At 74.0% G+C, this 19203-nt stretch carries 20 protein-coding genes; 9 read left to right on the top strand and 11 right to left on the bottom strand.

Features of this window, described 5'->3' with window-relative positions:
• Positions 1–5 precede the first annotated feature (5 nt).
• Genes OZ948_05890 through OZ948_05880 form a run of 3 tightly spaced genes read left to right on the top strand, consistent with a single transcriptional unit; the run spans position 6 to position 2599 of the window.
• Positions 6–1322, top strand: coding sequence for an alkaline phosphatase family protein (locus OZ948_05890; GenBank protein MEB2344253.1), 1317 nt, complete (start codon positions 6–8; stop codon positions 1320–1322).
• Between the two features lie 27 nt (positions 1323–1349).
• On the top strand, positions 1350–2141 hold the full coding sequence (locus OZ948_05885) for an SDR family oxidoreductase (protein ID MEB2344252.1): 792 nt from the start codon (positions 1350–1352) through the stop codon (positions 2139–2141).
• Positions 2138–2599: a DUF1232 domain-containing protein gene (locus OZ948_05880; protein ID MEB2344251.1), complete on the top strand. Its 462-nt coding sequence runs from the start codon at positions 2138–2140 to the stop codon at positions 2597–2599. Before OZ948_05885 ends, OZ948_05880 begins: the two co-directional genes overlap by 4 nt.
• Positions 2600–2603: 4 nt before the next feature.
• Here OZ948_05880 and OZ948_05875 read toward each other — a convergent pair whose 3' ends face one another.
• From OZ948_05875 to OZ948_05865, 3 genes are read right to left on the bottom strand one after another with little or no spacing between them, the layout of a single operon-like run.
• Positions 2604–3053 (bottom strand): thioesterase family protein, encoded by a 450-nt coding sequence (locus OZ948_05875; protein ID MEB2344250.1) that lies wholly within the window; start codon positions 3051–3053, stop codon positions 2604–2606.
• A gap of 1 nt (position 3054) precedes the next feature.
• A complete protein-coding gene (gene gloB / locus OZ948_05870; protein MEB2344249.1) occupies positions 3055–3816 on the bottom strand; it encodes a hydroxyacylglutathione hydrolase in 762 nt (253 codons plus the stop codon).
• 56 nt (positions 3817–3872) lie between these two features.
• Positions 3873–4706, bottom strand: a complete 834-nt coding sequence (locus OZ948_05865) for a PD-(D/E)XK nuclease family protein (GenBank protein MEB2344248.1) — start codon at positions 4704–4706, stop codon at positions 3873–3875.
• A gap of 236 nt (positions 4707–4942) precedes the next feature.
• On the opposite strand from OZ948_05865, the gene OZ948_05860 reads away from it, so the two are divergent.
• The 3 genes from OZ948_05860 to OZ948_05850 are packed head-to-tail and all read left to right on the top strand — an operon-like array spanning position 4943 to position 6860.
• The gene (locus tag OZ948_05860; GenBank protein MEB2344247.1) at positions 4943–5830 is read left to right on the top strand and encodes a serine acetyltransferase; all 888 of its coding nucleotides are present in this window, start codon (positions 4943–4945) and stop codon (positions 5828–5830) included.
• 17 nt (positions 5831–5847) lie between these two features.
• Positions 5848–6306, top strand: a complete 459-nt coding sequence (locus OZ948_05855; protein ID MEB2344246.1) for a cytochrome c-type biogenesis protein CcmH — start codon at positions 5848–5850, stop codon at positions 6304–6306.
• Positions 6303–6860 carry a cob(I)yrinic acid a,c-diamide adenosyltransferase gene (locus tag OZ948_05850; protein ID MEB2344245.1) on the top strand — a complete coding sequence of 186 codons (558 nt, stop codon included), beginning with the start codon at positions 6303–6305 and terminating at the stop codon, positions 6858–6860. Before OZ948_05855 ends, OZ948_05850 begins: the two co-directional genes overlap by 4 nt.
• A 113-nt stretch (positions 6861–6973) precedes the next feature.
• Here OZ948_05850 and OZ948_05845 read toward each other — a convergent pair whose 3' ends face one another.
• The gene (locus OZ948_05845) at positions 6974–8080 is read right to left on the bottom strand and encodes a hypothetical protein (protein ID MEB2344244.1); all 1107 of its coding nucleotides are present in this window, start codon (positions 8078–8080) and stop codon (positions 6974–6976) included.
• 25 nt (positions 8081–8105) lie between these two features.
• Complete coding sequence (locus tag OZ948_05840; GenBank protein MEB2344243.1) at positions 8106–10082, bottom strand: protein meaA; 1977 nt, start codon at positions 10080–10082, stop codon at positions 8106–8108.
• Between the two features lie 74 nt (positions 10083–10156).
• Between OZ948_05840 and OZ948_05835 the strand changes: the two genes are divergently transcribed.
• Positions 10157–11143, top strand: coding sequence for a serine/threonine protein kinase (locus OZ948_05835; GenBank protein MEB2344242.1), 987 nt, complete (start codon positions 10157–10159; stop codon positions 11141–11143).
• A gap of 9 nt (positions 11144–11152) precedes the next feature.
• Here OZ948_05835 and OZ948_05830 read toward each other — a convergent pair whose 3' ends face one another.
• From OZ948_05830 to OZ948_05820, 3 genes are all read right to left on the bottom strand, one after another.
• Positions 11153–12721: a hypothetical protein gene (locus tag OZ948_05830; protein ID MEB2344241.1), complete on the bottom strand. Its 1569-nt coding sequence runs from the start codon at positions 12719–12721 to the stop codon at positions 11153–11155.
• Between the two features lie 79 nt (positions 12722–12800).
• Positions 12801–13565 (bottom strand): hypothetical protein, encoded by a 765-nt coding sequence (locus OZ948_05825; protein MEB2344240.1) that lies wholly within the window; start codon positions 13563–13565, stop codon positions 12801–12803.
• Between the two features lie 77 nt (positions 13566–13642).
• A complete protein-coding gene (locus OZ948_05820) occupies positions 13643–14500 on the bottom strand; it encodes a PEP-CTERM sorting domain-containing protein (protein ID MEB2344239.1) in 858 nt (285 codons plus the stop codon).
• A gap of 211 nt (positions 14501–14711) precedes the next feature.
• Between OZ948_05820 and nadA the strand changes: the two genes are divergently transcribed.
• Both nadA and OZ948_05810 read left to right on the top strand, forming a co-directional pair.
• The gene (gene nadA / locus OZ948_05815) at positions 14712–15710 is read left to right on the top strand and encodes a quinolinate synthase NadA (GenBank protein MEB2344238.1); all 999 of its coding nucleotides are present in this window, start codon (positions 14712–14714) and stop codon (positions 15708–15710) included.
• Positions 15711–15843: 133 nt separating this feature from the next.
• Entirely contained in the window at positions 15844–16983 is a 1140-nt protein-coding gene (locus OZ948_05810; GenBank protein ID MEB2344237.1) for a sterol desaturase family protein, read from the top strand.
• Here the strand turns inward: OZ948_05810 and OZ948_05805 are convergent.
• Genes OZ948_05805 through OZ948_05795 form a run of 3 tightly spaced genes read right to left on the bottom strand, consistent with a single transcriptional unit; the run spans position 16980 to position 19175 of the window.
• The gene (locus OZ948_05805) at positions 16980–18029 is read right to left on the bottom strand and encodes a CoA ester lyase (protein MEB2344236.1); all 1050 of its coding nucleotides are present in this window, start codon (positions 18027–18029) and stop codon (positions 16980–16982) included. The genes OZ948_05810 and OZ948_05805 overlap by 4 nt on opposite strands.
• A 16-nt stretch (positions 18030–18045) precedes the next feature.
• Positions 18046–18267 (bottom strand): hypothetical protein, encoded by a 222-nt coding sequence (locus OZ948_05800; GenBank protein ID MEB2344235.1) that lies wholly within the window; start codon positions 18265–18267, stop codon positions 18046–18048.
• Entirely contained in the window at positions 18267–19175 is a 909-nt protein-coding gene (locus OZ948_05795; GenBank protein ID MEB2344234.1) for a CoA-binding protein, read from the bottom strand. Before OZ948_05795 ends, OZ948_05800 begins: the two co-directional genes overlap by 1 nt.
• Between the last annotated feature and the right edge of the window lie 28 nt (positions 19176–19203).

Here is a 19203-nt window from a genome sequence, read left to right as displayed (position 1 = left end):
CTCGCATGATCCGCCGGCGCTGGGGGGCGGCGGTGCGCACCGCTGCGCTGGTCGGGCTTGCCGTCGCCTCGGGCTGCGCGGGTGGCCCGGGTGGATTCACGGGAGCCCCGCGTGACGAGGCCGCGTTGCCGGCCGCCGACCGCCTGCCGCGCCGGCCCGAACGCGTCGTCCTGGTCGCGATCCCGGGGCTCGAGCCCGCGCACTTCCTCCCGGCGCCGGCCGCTGCGGCCCTCGCGCCCCGGCTCGCCGCGCTCGCCGGGGGCGGCGTTGCCGTCGAGGTGCTCCATCCGGTGTTCCCGCCGGCGGGGCTGCCCGCCCTCGTCTCGCTCGCGACCGGCCGCAGCCCGGCCCGGCACGGCGCCTTCGCGCTGCGGCCGCTCGAGGCGAACGGCGTCGGCGCGCCGCGGCCGCTCCCGGCGAGCGCGATCGAGGGCGAGACGCTCTGGCAGGCGGTGGGGCGCGGGGGCGGTGCCGCAGCGGCCTTCGACTGGCCCGGGACCGACGGATCGCCGGTGGCGCAGTCGCTTCCGGACGCGCCGGCGGAGCCGGGCGCAGCACGCGACGCCGCGCTCGTGCGGGCGGCCTGCGCCCTCCTCACCGGCGCGAGCCCGCCGCGGCTGCTCGGGCTCGTGCTCGCACAGGCCGGAATCGCACGCGCCGCCGCGCCGCCGGGCTCGCGCGAGGCGGAGGCGGCGGTGGCCGGAGCCGACGCCGAGCTCGGCCGCCTGGTCGACTGCCTCGGCCGCGCCGGGCGGCTTGCGAGCAGCGCGCTCGTCGTGACCGGCGACCACGGCACGCTCCCCGTCCACACCGCCGTACGCCCGAACGCCGTGCTCGCGGAGGTGGGCCTGATCACCACGCAGGGGGGCTCCGTCGTGCGCTGGAATGCCCTCGCCCGCAGCAACGGCGGCAGCGCCTTCGTCTACGCGCGGCAGGAGGACGACGCGCTCCTCGCGCGCCGCGCGCTCGAGGAGGCGGCCGGCCAGACGGGCGCCTTCCACGTCGTCTCGGCGCAGGAGATGCTGGCGCGCGGCGCGGATCCCCAGGCGTGGTTCGGGATCGACGCGGCGCCCGGCTGGGTGTTCGAGGACGGGGCCGAGGGCGCGCGGCTCGGCCCGGCTTCGCAGCGGGCGGCGGGAGGGTACGCTCCCGGCGAGCCACGCATGGCGACGGGGCTCGTGGCGTGGGGGGCCGGGCTGCGCCCGGCGGTGCGGGTGCCGGAGCTGCGGCAGATCGACGTCGCGCCGACGCTCGCCGCGTTGCTCGAGGTCCCGCTCGCGGGCGCCGAGGGCCGCGCGCTCGCCGGCGTGCTCCAGCCGTGACACGAGCGGGCTGACGGAGGAGAGCGGATGGGCCTCGCGCCGGGCTGGTGCCTGATCCTCGGAGCGTCGAGCGGTTTCGGCGCCGCGGCGGCGCGTGCCTTCGCGCGTGCCGGGCTCGACGTCGCCGGCGTGCACCTCGACCGGCGCGCGACGCTGCCCCTCGCCGCGGCCGTCCGGGCCGACGTCGAGGCCGCGGGCCGGCGCGCGCTCTGGTTCAACGTGAACGCCGCGGACCCGGCGCGACGCGCCGAGGTGATCGGCGCGCTCGCGGAAGAGCGGTGCGGTGGGCCCGGCGTGCGGGTGCTGCTGCACTCGCTCGCGTTCGGGACGCTGCGTCCGCTGATCGCCAAGGACGCCGCCGGCGTGGTGAGCGCGCAACAGATGGCGATGACGCTCGAGGTGATGGCGACGAGCCTCGTCGACTGGACGCAGGCGCTCGTCGGGGCGGAGCTGCTCGAGCGCGGCGCGCGCGTCTTCGCGATGACCAGCGAGGGCTCGAGCCGGGCCTGGCCGAGCTACGGGCCGGTCAGCGTGGCCAAGGCTGCGCTCGAGGCGGCGGTCCGCCAGCTCGCGATCGAGCTCGCACCCTTCGAGGCCTGTGCCAACGCGATCCAGGCGGGTGTCACCGACACCCCGGCCGTGCGCAAGATCCCGGGCTCCGAGCGGATGCTCGAGCTCTCGCGCGTGCGCAACCCGCGCGGGCGCCTCACGCAGCCCGAGGACGTGGCCGGCGCGCTGGTGGCGCTGGCGGAGCCGGGCTGCGGCTGGGTCACCGGCAACGTGATCCGCGTCGACGGAGGGGAGGCCATCGCGGGATGAGCGACCGCCACGTGACGATCGACCTGAACCCGCGCGAGAGGCGCTTCTACGACCGCGTGCGCGAGGCGCTGGTGGCGCCGCACCCGGGCGGCCGCTCGGGCGTGCGCGACGTGCTGCTGCTGCTGCCGGACCTCACCGTGCTGCTCTTCCGGCTGCTGCGCGATCCCCGCGTTCCGCCCGGCGGCAAGGCGATCGCGCTCTTCGGGGTCGGCTACGTGCTCTCGCCGGTGGACCTGCTCCCGGAGGCGCTCTTCGGGCCGCTCGGCCTGCTCGACGACCTGCTGATCGTGGCGGCGACGCTCTCGCGCGTCCTCAACTACGTCCATCCCGACGTCGTGCGCTCGCACTGGTCCGGACAGGGCGACGCGCTCGACGCGATCCAGCGTGCGAGCGGCTGGGCCGAGGGCCAGGTGCGAGGCCTGCTGCGCCGCGTGCTCCCGAAGGCGCTCCGGCCGTAGGGGCTCAGCTCCGGGGCGCGGCGCCGATCCGCGTGAGCAGGACCGCGCGCCGCTCCGGCGGGATGCCGCGCGGGCGGCCCTCGAGGTCGACCATCGCGTGCTCGGTGGCGCCGCTGGCGACGAGCGTGCCGGCGCGGCGGATCTCGTAGGCCATCCGCAGCGAGGCGCGCCGGAGCCATTCCATCCAGGTGGTCACGGCGAGCAGGTCGTCGAAGCCGGCGCTGCGGTGGTAGCGGAGCTCCACGGCGGTGGTCGCGAAGTGCAGGCCCTGGGCTGCGTACTCGCGGTAGGGGCGGTCGTGCTCGTCCATCCAGACCACGCGTGCGAGCTCGAGGAAGCGCACGTAGTTCGAGTGGTGGACGACGCCCATCGCGTCGGTCTCGTAGAACGCGACGCGATGCTCGAGAGTGGAGGAGGCGGCGCCGGCCGGGGCGAGCAGGACGGGGCGCGCCATCTCAGCCCCGGAACGAGTCCTTGAGCGCGCGGCGGCGGCCGAGCTCGGCGGCGTCGGCCGCACGCAGGAAGGGGTTCGTCGCGCGCTCCTCGCCGATCGTGGACGGGATCGTCATCTCGCCGGGCGTGGCGTCGTGCCAGTCGGCGGCCCGGCGCGCCCGCAGCGCGCGCACGCGGGCGAGCTTCTCGCGCACCGCCGCGTTGTCCGGCTCGAGGTGCGCGGCGAAGACCAGGTTCGACTCGGTGTACTCGTGGCCGCAGAAGATCCGCGTGTCGTCGGGCAGGGCGCCGAGCTTCTGGAGCGAGGCGAACATCATCTCGGGCGTTCCCTCGAAGAGCCGGCCGCAGCCGCCCGCGAACATCGTGTCGCCGGTGAAGGCGGCCCGGGCCTGGTCGAAGACGTAGGCGATGTGGCCGCGCGTGTGGGCAGGGATGAAGAGCACCCGTGCGTGGTGCCGGCCGACCGGGACGGTGTCGCCCTCCTCGAGCCCGTTCGTGAAGCCGGCCAGGCGGCCCGCGTCGGACGCGTGCCCGAAGACCGGAACCTTCCAGCGCTCCGCGAGCTCCGGGTTCGCCATCGCGTGGTCGGGATGGTGGTGGGTGGAGAGGATCCGGGTCACGCGCGCGCCGAGCGCGTCGGCGCGCTTCACGACCGGCTCGGCCTCGGGCGCGTCCACCACGGCCGCCTCGCCGCTCTCCTCGCAGAGCAGCAGATAGCTGTAGTTGTCGGACAGGGTGGGGATCCGCTCGATGCGCAGCGCCATGCGGGCAGCCTAGCCGACCCGGCCGCGCCCGCTCTCCCGCGCGATCCGCGCGGTCCTCAGAGGAGGGGGAGCTGGCGGGGCGCGGCGGGAGCGGCGGTGGCGGCGGGAGCGGCGGCGGCCTTGCGGGCTCCCATCGCGGGGCAGACGTCGTTGTGCTCGCACCAGGTGCAGAGGCTGCCGGGGCGGGGGTCGAAGGCCTGCTCGGACTCGATGCGATCGATCAGCTCGATGGTGCGGGCGCGCAGGGCGTCGAGCTGCTCGCGGGTGCGGGTGGAGACGCGCACCTGGTCGCGCAGGAGGTAGTGCCAGACCAGACGCACGGGAGTGTCGGTTCCGTAGCGCGCCTGGACCCCGAGCTGGTAGAGCGCGAGCTGGCGGTCCGCGTCGAGCTGCTCCTGGGAGGGAACCCAGCGGCCGGTCTTGTAGTCGTGGACCTCGATCGCGCCGTCCGGCGCGCGCGCGAGGCGGTCCACGAAGCCCTGGATCCGGTAGCTGCCCGCCTCGTCGAGCGGAAACGCGAGGTGCGCCTCGATCCCGAGGGTCTCGTCGCGGTCGAAGGGGTAGTGGCGGCGGTAGTGGTTGGCGAGGCAGCGCTCGCCGTTCTCGCGGTAGGCCGCGGCCGGGTTCTCGCTGCGCACGATGCGGATCCGCGCGGGATCGAAGTGCGCCTCCCACTCGGCGCGGAAGCGGCCCACCACCTTCGCGAGCGGCGGCACGAGCCCGCGCTCCACGAACTGGTTCAGCCGCTCGAGCACCGCGTGCACGCGCTTGCCGACGAAGGCCTCGATGCCCTCGGTGTCGACGGCCCGGCGCTCGACGTAGCGATAGTGGAACTGGCGCGGGCAGTGTTCGAAGCTCGACAGGCGGGAGTGGCTGTAGACCGTCGCCAAGAGACCCTTCGCCGCGCGCCGGGCCCCGGCGCGCCGGGGCGGCCAGGGACGGCATTGGCCTCGGGTCCGGGGGAGGGCGACCCGCTGCGCACTGGAGTCGGGCGCGGGAGGCGCGCCCGGCGCGACGATACCACGGCGCGCCGCGTCCGGGACCGGCCGGATCCCCCGAGGCGGCCGGACGCCCGGCCGCGCTACCTTCGCCCTGCTCGCGACGCGCGCCCCAGGAGCTTCCGCGCATGACCGACGGCATCCCCGATCGTCCCCGGGACGGCAACCGGCTCGAGGCCACGATCGCCGCCCTCTCGACGAGCAACGGCGACGCGCTCTCGAAGGCCGCCGCCGAGGGCATTCCGGAGTGGGAGGACGTGGTCGCCTGGTCCGACCGGATCCTGCGCCTCGTGCTCCACCGCCGGGAGCGAGCGGTGCTCGAAGCGGAGCTGCCGGACCTGGTCCACTGGCTGCGCCGGATCCTGGCCCGCCTGAGCCTGCCGGCCGGGGTCGACGCCGAGACCGTCGTCTCCGTCTTCGTCGCGCGCCTGCCGAGGGTGCGCGCGGCGATCGCCGAAGACGTCGAGGCGGCCTTCGAGGGCGATCCGGCCGCCCGGAGCTACGCCGAGATCGTGGCCGCCTACCCGGCCGTCCGGGCGATCGCGACCCATCGGGTGGCGCACGAGCTCTGCGCGCTCGGCGTGCCGCTCGTGCCGCGCATCATGGCGGAGCACGCCCACGCCCGGACCGGCATCGACATCCACCCCGGAGCGAAGATCGGCCGGCGCTTCTTCGTCGACCACGGGACCGGCGTGGTGATCGGCGAGACCGCGGAGATCGGCGACCGTGTCGTGCTCTACCAGGGCGTGACGCTGGGCGCGAAGGCGCCGCGCGCGGGCCAGGTGCTGCGCGGGGTGAAGCGCCATCCGACGATCGAGGACGACGTCACGATCTACGCCGGCGCGACGATCCTGGGCGGGGAGACCGTGATCGGCCGCGGCAGCGTGATCGGCGGGAACGTGTGGCTCACCCACTCGGTGCCGCCCTGCTCGAAGGTGCAGATCGAAGCGCACCTCCAGCTCCAGCGCGACCAGGACTGCTCGGAGCAGCCCGATCAGCTCCACTGGGACATCTGAGAGAGGACACCATCACGATGCGAAGCCTCGGCATCGCCGCGCTGCTCGCGGGCGTGCTGCTGGCGGCGTCGAGCGCGCTGCCGGCGGCCGCCGCCGAGCCGCCGTACGCGGTCGAGCTCTACAACGGCCTCATGAGCCCCTTCTGCCCCGGCCGCACGCTGATGGCCTGCCCGAGCAGCCAGGCGGCCGAGATGCGCGAGTGGATCGCCGAGCAGGAGCGCGCAGGCCGCCCGCGCCAGGCCGTCGAGGACGAGCTCTATGCGCAGTGGGGCGACGTGATCCTGCAGGCGCCGCGCGCCGAGGGCTTCGGGATGGCCGCCTACGTGCTGCCGGTCGTCGCGTTCCTGGCCGGCGGCGCGATCGTGTGGGTCTTCCTGCGCCGCCAGGGCGCGGGCGCCCGCGCGCCGCTGCCGGGGCCACGCGCCCCCCTCGACCCGGAGATCGAGCGCCGCATCGACGAGGAGCTGCGGGCGTGAAGATCTACACGCGCCGCGGCGACCGGGGCGAGACCGACCTGATCGGTGCGGGGCGGGTGCCGAAGGACCATCCGCGCGTCGGCGCCTACGGCGCGGTGGACGAGCTCGAGGCCGCGCTCGGCGTGGCGGCCGCTGCGACCGCGCACGAGGACCTGCGCGCCCTGCTCCAGGGGATCCAACGCGAGCTGTTCTCGCTCGGCGCGTACCTGGCGACGCCCGAGGAGCGGCACCGCGCGAAGACCGGCATCGCCGCGCCGGACGAGCTGGCGGTGACGGCCCTCGAGGCGAAGATCGACATCTTCGAGGCCGAGCTCGCGCCGCTCGAGCGCTTCGTGCTCCCGGGCGGGACACCGGCCGCCGCCGCCTTCCACGTGGCGCGCACCACCTGCCGCCGTGCCGAACGCCACGTGGTGTCACTCGACCGCCTGGAGACGCTCGACCCGGCGGCGGTGCGCTACCTGAACCGCCTCTCCGACCTGCTCTTCGTGCTCGCCCGCCTCGAGAACCGCCGCGCCGGCGTGCCCGACGTCGAGTGGGAGGGCCGCCCGCGTTAGGATCACCGCGGGCTTCTCGGCCGCACAGCGCAGCCAGGTGCCGATCGCGAAGCCGACGCCGAAGGCCAGCGCCAGCGCGAGCAGGACCGTGCGCAGGATCGCCCGCGCGCGGCTCATCGGGGCGTCTCGCCCGATGAGCCCGGGGACCGCAGGTCCGGCGATCCCGGGGACCGCAGCTCCGGCGATCCCGAGGACCGCAGGTCCGGTGATCCCGAGGACCGCAGGTCCGGTGATCCGGCAGGCTGCGCACGGAGCGCCGCCTCGATCTCGCGCCCGAGGGCGAGCACGAGCGCGAAGCCGGAGCGGTCGCCGGCTTCGCGCAGCCGCACGCGCAGGCCGTCGAGCCCGCCGATCCGCTCGAGGCCGAAGCTCCCGTAGCGGCGCTCGAGCGCGCCGGCCACCAGCGCTTCGCGCCCGCGCCGCCGCCGGGCTGCGCCCTCGTCCGACGCCTCCAGGTGCCGCCGGTGGGCGTCGAGCGCCGCCAGCACCTCGTCGACGCCGCGGGCGTCGCGCGCGGACACGAGCAGCACGGGCGGGGCCCAGCCCGTGCCGTCGCGCGCGCTCATCGCGACGCCGCTCGCGAGCTCGCTGGCGGTGCGCTCCGCGAGCGGCCCCAGGTCCGCCTTGTTCACCGCGAAGACGTCGGGGTGCTCGAGCAGCCCCGCCTTCATGAACTGGAGCACGTCGCCGGCGCCGGGCTGGGCGACGAAGAGCAGCGTGTCGGCGAGGTCCACGATCTCGGCCTCCGACTGGCCCACGCCGACGGTCTCGACGAAGACGCGGTCGAAGACGGCCGCCAGCACGGTGACACCGGCCCATGTGGCGTCGGCGAGGCCACCGAGCCGGTCGCGGGCCGCCATCGAGCGCAGGAACACGCCCGGGTCGTAGGCGCTCGCGCGCACCCGGGCGCGGTCGCCGAGCAGCGCGCCGCCCGAGCGGCGGCTCGAGGGGTCGACGGCGGCGATCCCGACCGTCTCGCCGCGCGCGCGCAGCCGGCGCACCAGCGCGTCGAGCAGCGTCGACTTGCCGGCGCCGGGGGCCCCCGTGACGCCGATCCGCGGCGGGTCGCGGCGCGTGCCGCGCGCGGCGCGCGCCGCCGCCTCGCGCTCGAGCGCGTCGAGCATCGCGAGCGCCGCCTCGCGCCGGCCGGGCCGGCGGTCGTCGATCAGGTTCAGGGCCGCCGGCACGGCGTCGCGGTCGCCCGCCAGGAGCCGGCGCACGAGGTCGGCGTCGTCGGGGCGCCGCTCAGGCTGCAGCGGCCGACTCGCCGGCGAGCTCCGCGATCTCGCTCATGATCCGGTTCAGGTCCCAGTCCTTCGGCGTGTAGATGCGCCGCACGCCCGCGCTCCGGAGCTTCGCCGCGTCGTCGTCCGGGATGATCCCGCCCACCACGACCGGCACGGCGAGCCCGGCGGCGCGGAGCTGCTCGAGCAGGTCGACCACCAGGACGCCGTGCGAGCCCGACAGGATCGAGAGCCCGATCACGTGCACGCCCTCGTCGCGCGCCGACTGCACGATCTCCTCGGGGGTCAGGCGGATGCCCTCGTAGACCACCTCCATGCCGACGTCGCGCGCGCGCACGGCGATCTGCTCGGCGCCGTTGCTGTGGCCGTCGAGCCCGGGCTTGCCGACCAGGAGCTTGGGCGGGCGCCCGAGGGCGTCGGCGAGCCTTCGCACCCGGCCGCGCACGGCCTCGAGCTGCGGGTCGGCCTCCGCCACCGTGGAGACGGCGACGCCGGTCGGCGCGCGGTAGTCGCCGTAGCGCTCGCGGAACACGCCGGCCCACTCGCCGGTCGTGAGGCCGGCGTGGGCGGCCCGGATCGAGGCAGGCAGGACGTTCCGCCCGGCCGCGACCGCGTCGTGGAGCCCGCGCAGCGCCGCCTTCGCCTCGCTGGCGTTGCGGCGGGCGCGGAAGGCGCGCAGCCGCTCGATCTGCTCGCGCTCGGCGCTCTCGTCGACCTTCAGGAAGGCCTGCGCGCCCTGCGCCAGCGGCGAGGGCTCGCTCTCCGGATGGCAGTTCACGCCCACCACCGGGATCTCGCCCTTCTCGATCGCGCGCAGGCGCGCCGTCTGCGACTCGACCAGCCGCCGCTTCATGTAGGCGTTCTCGACCGCCGCCACCGCGCCGCCCATCGCGAGCACGCGCTCGAGCTCCTCGCGGGCGCCCGCGAGCAGGGCGCGCACCTTGCGCTCGATCACGGGCGAGCCGTCGAAGAGGTCCTCGTACTCGAGCAGGTCGGTCTCGAGGGCCAGGATCTGCTGGATGCGCAGCGACCACTGCTGGTCCCAGGGCCGCGGGAGCCCGAGCGCCTCGTTCCAGGCCGGGAGCTGGAGCGCGCGGCAGCGGGCCTTCTTCGAGAGCGTCACGCCGAGGGCCTCGAGCACGATCCGGATGATGTTGTTCTCGGGCTGGCTCTCGGTGAGCCCCAGGCTGTTCACCTGCACCCCGTAGCGGAAGCGGCGCAGGGCCGGGTCCGCGACCCCGTAGCGATCGCGGGTGATCTCGTCCCACAGCTCCGTCATCGCGCGGCCCTTGCAGGTCTCCTCGACGAAGCGGATGCCGGCGTTCAGGAAGAACGAGATGCGCCCGACCACGCGCGGCAGCGCCTCGGCCGGCACGTCGGGGCGCGCGCGCACCGCGTCGAGCACGGCGATCGCGTTCGCCATGGCGAAGGCGATCTCCTGCTCCGGCGTGGCGCCCGCTTCCTGCAGGTGGTAGGAGCAGATGTTGATCGGGTTCCACTTCGGGATCGCGTCGACCGTGTACGCGATCAGGTCGCTGATCAGCCGCATCGAGGGCTCGGGCGGGAACGCGTAGGTCCCGCGCGAGAGGTACTCCTTCACGATGTCGTTCTGGGTGGTGCCCTCGAGCCGCTTCGGGTCCACGCCCTGGCGCTCGGCCGTCGCGACGTAGAGCGCGAGCAGCCAGGCCGCCGTGGCGTTGATCGTCATCGAGGTGTTCATCCGCTCGAGCGGGATCTCGGCGAAGAGCTGCTGCATGTCCTCGACGTGGCCGATCGGGACCCCGACCTTGCCCACCTCGCCGCGCGCGAGCGGGTGGTCCGCGTCGTAGCCGGTCTGGGTGGGCAGGTCGAAGGCGACCGACAGCCCCGTCTGGCCCTTGGCCAGGTTCTTGCGATAGAGCTCGTTGCTGGCACGCGCGGAGGTGTGGCCCGAGTAGGTGCGGAAGACCCAGGGGCGGTCGCGGTGGGAGCTGCGCATGGGGTCGGGGCCTCGCGGTGTAACTGCGCGACCAAGCTACCGAAACACGCCCCGAGGGGCTAGCTTCCGCCGCCGTGGCCAGCGCGCGCTTCGAGGCACTGGGGCCGGAGGCCGCGCTCGAGGCGGTGGAGGCGGCCGGGCTGCGCCCGAGCGGCCACTGCGCGGTCCTGCGCGCTCTCGAGAACCGCGTCTACGACGTGCGGCTCGAGGACGGCGCCCCCGCGAAGCCCTCTGGGTCCTCGAGCGTGGTCGTGAAGTTCTACCGGCCCGGGCGCTGGAGCCGCGCCGCGCTCGAGGACGAGCACCGCTTCCTCCTCGACCTGCGCGAGGCCGAGATCCCCGTCTGTGCGCCCCTGGCCCTCGCGGACGGGACGACGCTCGGCGAGCGCGAGGGCATCTGGTTCGGCGTCTGGCCCCGCACCGGTGGCCGCGAGCCCGACGAGCTCGACGACGGGCAGCTCGCGATCGTGGGCCGCCTGCTCGCTCGCATCCACGCGGTGGGCGCGCTGCGCCGCCCCCAGGATCGCCCCGCCCTCGACGCGGAGACGGCGCTCCTCGACCCGCTCGACGAGCTTCTCGAGCGCGGGCTCCTCCCGCCCCACTGCGAGGATCGCTACGCGCTGGCGGTCGAGGGCCTGGCCGACGTCTACGAGTCACGCCTCGCCGGCGTCCCCTTCCTGCGCATCCACGGCGACTGCCACCGCGGCAACCTGCTGCGCGGCCGGGAGGGCTGGTTCTTCCTCGATTTCGACGACTTCGTGGTCGGCCCGGCCGTGCACGACGTGTGGGTGCTGTCGCCCGGGCGCGACGCCGAGGGCCGCCGCCAGCGCGACGCGCTGCTCGCCGGCTACCGGCAGTTCCGCGACTTCGAGCCGCGCTGGCTCGAGCTCGTCGAGCCCCTGCGCGCGGCGCGCTTCCTCAAGCTCTCGAGCTGGATCGCGCGGCGCTGGGACGAGCCCCAGTTCCGCTCGACGTTCCCGCACTTCGGAACGGCGACCTACTGGGAGGGCGAGACCCGGGAGCTCGAGGAGCAGCTCGAACGGGTCGCGAGCGGCGCCTGATGGCGGGGCTCACCAGACCTCGACGGCGGCGGGCAGCAGCGCCTGCTGGCCATCGGGGTTGGTGAGCTCGAGATCGTAGCTCCCGTCCGGCACCTGCCCGGGAATCACCCAGCACGTCATCTGCTCCCCGGACTGGAGCGCCTCGCCCATCGCGTGGTAGGTGTAGCCCGCGTTGCGCAGGCGCACCGTCGGGATCGCGGCGAAGCCGCTGCCCGTGATCGTGACGAGCTGCGCCGAGCCGCTGATCTGCCACGGGGCGATGCCCGTCAGCAAGGGAGGGGCCAGGAGCTGCTTCACCTGCGGCGCCAGCACCAGCTGGTCGCGCAGGTAGGCGAGCTCGATCGGGCGGAAGGCCGGGAGCCCGTAGCCGATCCCCGCGAGCTTCGCGAAGTTGAAGGTATTGCCCGCCTTCATCAGGAAGTTCTCGCTCGGGGTCGAGCCGTCGGGGTTCAGCGCGTGCGTGTAGGCGGCGCCGTCCCCGCCGCCGAAGAGCCCGCCGCCCGGGGGGCCCGGCGCCACCAGGCCGAGCGCGTGGCCCGCCTCGTGCGCGACGATCGATCCCAACACGTTCGCGAAGGCCTCGATCGCCGCCATCACAACGGCATGTCGGGCAGCCGCTTCGGGCGGAGCGCTCTGCGGGTCGAAGGCGGGATCGAGCACGAAGGCGTCCCAGAGCAGCTCGCCGAGCCGGATGCCGCCGGCCTCGGGCCGCAGCGGGTCGAAGACGTCGTGGAACGAGGACTGGCTCTGGTAGGCCAGAAGCTCGCGCGGGAACACGCCGGTCGGCGGGATCGTCCCGCACTCGACGCTGTTGCGCGCGGCGTTGTTCGGGTCGAGCTGGATGCTGCCGATCGTGGAGCCGCCACCGGGATCCTCGCCTCCCACGCAGATCCGGGTCACGTCGCCCGCCCCTGGCGGCAGGGCGCCGAAGGCCACCGCGATGGCGCCCTCGCCCGAGCCGCCGGCGTCCTGCCCGTAGGCCTCGCGCACCCGCGCGAGGACGGCCTCGGTCACGAGGGCGCGGGCGTCCGCGGCGATCGCCGGCGCCGCCGGCGACGCGAGCCCGAAGCGCTCGAGGTCGACGGCGAAGTCCGGGCCCGGCGTCGCGTCGCGGTCCGCCTCGAAGTCGAGCCAGATCTGTTGGCCCTGGCCGATCGGAGGGGTCCCGCCGGCGAAGTCACGAACTGCGAAGGAGATCGAGCCGGTGCCGGTCCGGCCCTCCACGTCGCGGACCATGACGAACAACGTCCAGGTGCCCGAGGCCAGCGCAAGCGCGGGGGGGATCGTTGCCTGGATGCCGCCCGGCGTCGCCACGAACAGGCCTTCGAGCGGCGGCGACGTGCCGCCGCCCCAGCGGCTGGCCCCGGCCAGGAGGCTCGCCGGCTCGACGGCGTCCTCGCCCGGCGTGATGGTCAGGTTCACCACGAAGCCCGAGGGCGGGACGACGAGGAGAGCGCTCATCTCCTCCGGAATGCCGTTCAGCCCCAGCGTGACGGTCGGCGGCGTCCCCTGCTCGCAGCTCGACCCCGCCGCCGCGAGGGCGAAGATCGGGAGCAGGAGCAGCACGGCTCGCTTCATCGACACTCACCAGGTCCACCCCGTCCGGCGGACCCGGCGGGTCTGCGCGCGGCGAGGACGGCCCCGGATCCAGGGATCGCTAGGGCACGACGCGACGGCGGGCCAGCAGCACGAGCGCGATCCCGGTCAGCGCCACGATCCCGGGCTCAGGGACCGGGATGATGGTTGCAGCCGGGTTCACCGTGAAGTCGCCGATCGTGGTTCCGCCCGGGCAGCCGCCCGCGATCATCAGGCACAGGTTGGAGCCGACCGGCGTCCCGCTGCCCGTGAGGAAGCTGGCGAGGTTCGCGAAGTAGCTCCCGGCCGACCCGAACGCGGCCGTGAACGAGGCGTCTCCGCCGGTCACGGAGAAGTCGCCGTCGAGGTTGCCGACGATCGGGAACCCGTAGCCGCCCGGCGCGTTCGCGATGAAGTCGAGGATGCCGGCGTAGTCACCCTGGAGCAGGAGGCCGGCGCCGCCGGGCCCCATGTCCACGATCGAGAGGTCCGCCGCCATGCCGTTCGAGAACTGCGCCGCCACCTGCCCGCCGAAGAAGGGGGCCACCGGCTGGTAGACCGACTCCGTTCCCGGCTGGATCGTCACGGTGCTCGAGAACACCACGTCCCCCAGCGGCACCGTGTAGACGCCCAGGTTCGTGGTGACGGTCGACACCGAGGCGTCGAACATCATCGTGTTGGTCGTTCCGTCGAAGGTGATCGTCGGGCTGTTCTGGTCGCCCGCGGCGAGCTGGATCGAGAGGATCTGCTCGCCGGGCGCGAAGCTGCCGAAGGAGAAGGCCCAGGAGCTGGCCGGGAAGAGCAGCGCAGCCGCCGCAATGGCGGCGATCGACCGGGTTCTCGTCATCCCTCTCTCACCTCCAGCGGGCCGGCCCGCCTCGAACTCCCCTCGATCCAGCCCCGGGTCCTCTCACCCGCTTCCGCTCACGAGCTCCGGCGGCGCGCCACGAGCAGCGTGAGGCCGCTCGCGAGGAGCAGCACCGTGCCCGGCTCGGGCACGAACTCGCCGGAGGTGACCCGGTACACCTGCCCGTTGCCCTCGGCCGTGAAGTCCGGGAGCGTGCCGCTCGCGATCGCGGAGGCGATGATCGAGCTCAGGTTGCCGCCGGGGCCCCCGAAGTCCGAGAGGCTCGCGATGTTGAGGCCGAAGTAGCTCGAGCCGCTCTCGAACAGGCTCGCGTAGGCCGTGCCCGGGTCGACGGCGAGGAAGGCGCTCGAGTTCGCCGTCTGGAAGGTGGCGGTCCCCGACAGCGTGTTGTAGAGGACGCTGATCGAGAAGCCCGTGGTCGGGTTGCCGTTGAAGAGGCCCGCCTGCCAGTCGCCCTCGAGGACGTTGCCGAAGCCGGGGTCGGTCGGGTCGCTCAGGGTGAGGTCGGGCAGCCCGTTGGCGGTGGTCGCGAAGTTCAGCGTGACGTTCACGAGGTTCGGGGCGACCGGCGTCACCACCGTGCCCGCGTACTGCGCGTCGAGGCTGAAGGTGAGGTCCGGCGAGTAGTTGAACGCGCAGTTCGAGCCGGCGTCCGTCGCGCACGAGCCGTTGGCGGTGTCGAACCAGTTGAGGACGTCGAGGACGCCGGTCAGGGTGGCGACGCCGGTGCCGGAATCGAAGCTCAACTGGCCGCCCGTCCCGAGGCCGCTGGTATTCCACTGGGCTCCGGGCTGCCCGCTCGCCAGGGTGTGCAACCGGGCCGTCGCGGCCGGAACGAGCTGGAGCGCATCCGCCCGGACGGACCAGCCGAGCGCCAGGAGTAGAGCCAGAGCCGAGAGCAGACTGCGTCGCATGCTTTCCCCTTCCCGAAGGAATGCCCGCTGCATGACATGCAAGCCGGATGCCGCTCCGCGGGCTGGCAGCAAGAATCTCAAGATATCGAAATCATTGATGTTTCTGAGTCTGCCCGGAGCCGGCGGCGGCTCTGGTGGGAAGGCGCGTTCCCAAAGGAGTGGAAAGGTCGTTCCGTGCGCCCAGCGACCGGGTGGGCGCTACGTTGCCGCCATGGCCGCCCCCGCCCGCCGCTCCGGCCCCCGTCCCGGCGACCTCGACGCCCTTCCCGGCGACCTCGAGGACGCCATCGGGCGCCTCAAGCGCGAGCGCGACGCCGTGATCCTCGCCCACTACTACCAGGACGACGCGATCCAGGACCTGGCCGACCACGTCGGCGACTCGCTGGCGCTGGCGCGCGTCGCGCAGCAGAGCCGCCAGGCCGTGATCGCCTTCTGCGGCGTCCACTTCATGGCCGAGACGGCGAAGATCCTGAATCCCGACACCCGCGTCGTCGTGCCGGACCTCGAGGCGGGCTGTTCGCTCGCGGACGGCTGCCCGGCCGAGGACTTCGCGGCCTTCCTCGCCGAGCACCGCCGCGAGCACCCGGACCTGGTCGTGATCAGCTACGTGAACACCTCGGCGGCGGTGAAGGCGCTCTCCGACGTGATCTGCACCTCGTCGAACGCGGTCGAGATCGTGCGGCACTTCGCGGACCGGCCGATCGTCTTCGCGCCCGACCGGCACCTGGCGCGCTGGGTGGCGCAGGAGGCCGGCCGGCCCGACCTGATCGCGTGGCCCGGGATCTGCATCGTGCACGAGCAGTTCAACGCGCGCGCGCTGGCGGAGCTGCGCGTCGCGCACCCCGACGCCGAGGTGCTGTCGCACCCCGAGTGCGACGCGGCCGTGCTCGCGCAGTCGGATTTCGTCGGCTCGACCAAGAAGATCATCGAGCGCGCGATCGCCTCCCCCGCGCGCATGCTGATCATCGGCACCGAGGACGGCGTCTTCCACCAGATCCGCAAGCGCGTGCCCGACAAGGAGCTGGTGCAGGTCCCGGGTCTCGACGAGAGCTGCTCGTGCAACCGCTGCCCCTACATGCGGCTCAACACGATGGAGAAGCTCTACCTGTGCCTGCGCGACCTCGCGCCCGAGGTGACGGTGCCGGAGGAGGTGGGCGCGCGGGCGCTGCGGCCGCTCGAGCGCATGCTGGAGCTCTCGAAGGCGTCGTAGCCGGCGCTCCGACGGGCTCAGCCGTCGCCCGGGAGCGGGCCGCCGGGCGCGGGCCGAGCGGCCCCTCGGAGCGGGCGCGCCGGGTCGCGCCCGACCGGTTCAGTCGCGGCTCTCGGCCGTCGATGAGGCGGCCGTGATCCCGGTGCCCGCCGCTCCCTCCGCCCGCTCCCGCCAGGCGCTCCCCGGGGCGCTGGCGCTCTTCCTCGGCGCGCTCGGCCTGCTGGCCGTCCTGTGCCTGCGCTTCCCGGCGCTGCTCACGACGCCCGAGCTGCGGGCGATCTACCCGATGCCGCTGGTGCGGGCGGCGATCGCGGGCGGGCTGGCCGCCGCGCTGGCGCTGGGTGCGCTCGCCCTGCTCGCGGGGGGTGGCCGCCGGCTCGGCGGGGCCGGCCTCGCGCTCGCCGCGCTCGGGCTCGCGCTCGGGGGCGCCGGCGTCGCGGTCCCGGAGCCGGTGCCGCGCTCCCACCACCTCGGGCTCGACTGGTTCGTGCTCGACCTGTTCCTGCTGGCGCTGGTCTTCGTCCCGCTCGAGCGCGTCTTCGCGCGGCGCCGCGAGCAGCCGGTGCTGCGCGCGGGCTGGCGCACGGACCTCGCGCACTTCTTCGTGAGCCACGTCGGCGTGCAGGGGCTCACCTTCCTGACGATGGCGCCGGCCGTCGTGCTCTTCGGCCTGCTGCGCTGGCCGGCGCTCGACGCGCTGCGCTCGGCGGTCGGCGCGGCCCCCTTGCCGCTCCAGCTCGCGGGCGCGCTCGTGGTGGCGGACCTCGGCGGCTACGCGGCGCACCGCACCTTCCACGCCGTCCCGTTCCTGTGGCGCTTCCACGCGATCCACCACTCGAGCGAGGCGATGGACTGGCTGGCGGGCTCGCGGCTGCACCTGGTCGACGTCGTCGGCAGCCGTGCGGCCGTCTTCGCGCCGCTGCTGCTGCTCGGCTTCTCGCCGGCGGCGCTCTCCGCCTATCTGCTCTGGGTGGCGGTGCAGGCGACCGTCATCCACGCCAACGTCGGCTGGCGCTTCGGCTGGCTCGAGCAGGTCCTGGTGTCGCCGCGCTTCCACCACTGGCACCACGCCGCCGAGCCCGAGGCGCGCGACCGCAACTTCGCCGTGCACTGGGCGTGGCTCGACCGGCTGTTCGGCACCGGGTACCTGCCGGGCCAGCGCTGGCCGGCGCGTTACGGGATCGGCGGAGGCGAGCCGGTACCGGATGGCTGGGCGGCGCAGCTGGTGTGGCCCGTGCAGGCGGCGCGGGCGACCCGGGGCGGCGCTCGCTAGAACCCGTACTGCTTCGCGAGCTCCGGGTCCTTCTTCGCGAGCAGCTCGGCGAGCGACATCATCACCTTGCACTGCTTCCAGGTGGCGTCGTCCTGCATCTTGCCGTCGAGCATGAGGACGCCGCGGCCGTCGGGCATCGCCTCGAGCACGCGGCGCGCGAAGGCCACCTCGGCCGGATCCGGCGAGAACACCCGCTTGGCGATCTCGATCTGCGCGGGGTGCAGCGACCAGGCCCCGACGCAGCCCATCAGGAAGGCGGCGCGGAACTGCGCCTCGCAGCCGACCGCGTCGCTGATGTCGCCGAAGGGGCCGTAGAAGGGGAGCAGGCCGTTCGAGGTGCAGGCGTCCACCATGCGCGCGATCGAGTAGTGCCAGAGGTCCTGCTGGGCCGCGGCGCGCGGCGCCTCGGGGTTCTGCGGGTCGGGGTCCGAGACCACCCGGTAGCCGGGGTGCCCGCCGCCGACGCGGGTCGTCTTCATGCGCCGCGACGCCGCCAGGTCGGCCGGGCCGAAGCTCATGCCCTGCATGCGCGGGGAGGCCTGCGCGATCTCCTCGACGTTGGCGACGCCCTGCGCGGTCTCGAGGATCGCGTGCACGAGGAGCGGCCGGCGCAGCCGCGCCTTCGCCTCGAGCTGCGCCAGCAGCCGGTCCACGTAGTGGATGTCCCAGGCCCCTTCGACCTTCGGGACCATCACCACCTCGAGCCGGTCCCCGATCTCGAGGACGAGGCGGAGCAGGTCGTCGAGCACCCAGGGGCTGTCGAGCGAGTTGACACGCGTCCACAGGGCGGTGTCGCCGAGCTCGACGGCCTTGCCGATCTTCACGAGCCCCTCGCGCGCGGCCTCCTTGCGATCGGCCGGGACCGCGTCCTCGAGGTTGCCGAGCAGGATGTCGGTCTTCTTCGCGATCTCCGGCAGCTTCGCCGCCATCTTCTCGTTCGAGGGGTCGAAGAAGTGGATCATGCGCGACGGCTTGACCGGGATCTCGGTGACCGGATCCGGGGCGCCGACGGCCTGGGGCTTCAGGAAGTCGCGGGGGCTGCGCATGGGGCCTCCTTCGGGCTCACTCGTAGAGCTTGAGGATGCGGACGGTTCCGGGGGGGGCGGCGCGCACGCACAGGTCGCAGAGCGTGCACTCGTCGAGGTTCGCCTCGACGATCCGCACGCTGCCGTCGTCGTTCGCGGCGAAGATGTTGACCGGGCACACCTCGACCAGCTTCTTCGTGAGGGCAGGGTCCTTGGCGACGCTCGCGTCGACCTGGACGTCGATGAACAGGCCGGCCATCAGGCGCCCTCCCCGAGGCGCTTCTGGAGCAGCTTCGGGATCTCCTCGATGCGCTCCGCCACCGAGATGCCCGCCTTCTCCATGCGCTCGATCTTGGCCGCCGTGGTGTCCTCCTTGCCCTCGACGATGGTGCCGGCGTGGCCGAAGCGCATGCCCTGCATCTCGTCCATGAAGCGGCCCGCCATGAACGCCACCACCGGGAGCCGGCTGCGGTTGGCGGTGACCCACTCGGCCAGCTCCGCCTCCATGCGGCCGCCCGGCTCCGAGTAGATCGCGATCGCGCGCGTCTCCGGGTCGGCCTCGAAGAGCGGCATCAGCTCGGCGTAGGTGGTGCCGATGATCGCGTCGCCTCCGATCGACACCGCCGTGCTCTGGCCGAGCCCGGCGGCGGTGAGCGTGCTCGCGATCTCGGTGGTCATGCCGCCCGAGCGCGACATGATCCCGATCGGCCCCCGCGTGTAGGCCTGGCGCGTGTTCGCGGCCGGGCCTCCGATCCCGCCCATCTTGCACTCGCCCGGCGTGATCAGGCCCAGGCAGTTCGGGCCGATGATGCGCGCGCCGCGCAGGCCGGCCAGCTCCACCATCTGCGCCACCTCCTGGCGCGGGATGTTCTCGGTGACGATCACGATCAGCTTCACGCCGTTCTCGATCGCCTCGAAGGCGGCGTCGCGCACGAAGCCGGGCGGCACCGAGATCACCGAGCCGTGCACCGGCCCGTGCTTGGCGACCGCGTCGCGGACCGAGTCGTAGACCGGCACGCCGTAGACGTCGCGGCCCGCGCGCCCCGGCGTGACGCCGGCGACCACCTGGGAGCCGTAGTCGAGGCACTCGCGGGTCAGGTTCACCGCCTCGCGGCCGGTGATGCCCTGCACCAGGAAGGTCGTGTCCCTGCCGACCAGGATCGACATGGCTCAGGCCCCCGTCTTCGCGAGCGCG

The sequence above is a fragment of the Deltaproteobacteria bacterium genome, from assembly GCA_035063765.1.
In the GTDB taxonomy this organism is placed as follows: domain Bacteria; phylum Myxococcota_A; class UBA9160; order UBA9160; family PR03; genus CAADGG01.
This window is presented reverse-complemented; position numbering and strand designations above follow the sequence as displayed.

What these genes read in the sequence shown, in the direction of transcription:
- OZ948_05890 (MEB2344253.1), top strand. Translation starts at nt 6, where the DNA reads ATGATCCGCCGGCGCTGGGGGGCGGCGGTGCGCACCGCTGCGCTGGTC.
- OZ948_05860 (MEB2344247.1), top strand. Translation starts at nt 4,943, where the DNA reads ATGACCGACGGCATCCCCGATCGTCCCCGGGACGGCAACCGGCTCGAG.
- OZ948_05885 (MEB2344252.1), top strand. Translation starts at nt 1,350, where the DNA reads ATGGGCCTCGCGCCGGGCTGGTGCCTGATCCTCGGAGCGTCGAGCGGT.
- OZ948_05855 (MEB2344246.1), top strand. Translation starts at nt 5,848, where the DNA reads ATGCGAAGCCTCGGCATCGCCGCGCTGCTCGCGGGCGTGCTGCTGGCG.
- OZ948_05820 (MEB2344239.1), bottom strand. Translation starts at nt 14,500, where the DNA reads ATGCGACGCAGTCTGCTCTCGGCTCTGGCTCTACTCCTGGCGCTCGGC.
- OZ948_05880 (MEB2344251.1), top strand. Translation starts at nt 2,138, where the DNA reads ATGAGCGACCGCCACGTGACGATCGACCTGAACCCGCGCGAGAGGCGC.
- nadA (MEB2344238.1), top strand. Translation starts at nt 14,712, where the DNA reads ATGGCCGCCCCCGCCCGCCGCTCCGGCCCCCGTCCCGGCGACCTCGAC.
- OZ948_05840 (MEB2344243.1), bottom strand. Translation starts at nt 10,082, where the DNA reads ATGCGCAGCTCCCACCGCGACCGCCCCTGGGTCTTCCGCACCTACTCG.
- OZ948_05875 (MEB2344250.1), bottom strand. Translation starts at nt 3,053, where the DNA reads ATGGCGCGCCCCGTCCTGCTCGCCCCGGCCGGCGCCGCCTCCTCCACT.
- OZ948_05800 (MEB2344235.1), bottom strand. Translation starts at nt 18,267, where the DNA reads ATGGCCGGCCTGTTCATCGACGTCCAGGTCGACGCGAGCGTCGCCAAG.
- OZ948_05795 (MEB2344234.1), bottom strand. Translation starts at nt 19,175, where the DNA reads ATGTCGATCCTGGTCGGCAGGGACACGACCTTCCTGGTGCAGGGCATC.
- OZ948_05830 (MEB2344241.1), bottom strand. Translation starts at nt 12,721, where the DNA reads ATGAAGCGAGCCGTGCTGCTCCTGCTCCCGATCTTCGCCCTCGCGGCG.
- OZ948_05825 (MEB2344240.1), bottom strand. Translation starts at nt 13,565, where the DNA reads ATGACGAGAACCCGGTCGATCGCCGCCATTGCGGCGGCTGCGCTGCTC.
- gloB (MEB2344249.1), bottom strand. Translation starts at nt 3,816, where the DNA reads ATGGCGCTGCGCATCGAGCGGATCCCCACCCTGTCCGACAACTACAGC.
- OZ948_05805 (MEB2344236.1), bottom strand. Translation starts at nt 18,029, where the DNA reads ATGCGCAGCCCCCGCGACTTCCTGAAGCCCCAGGCCGTCGGCGCCCCG.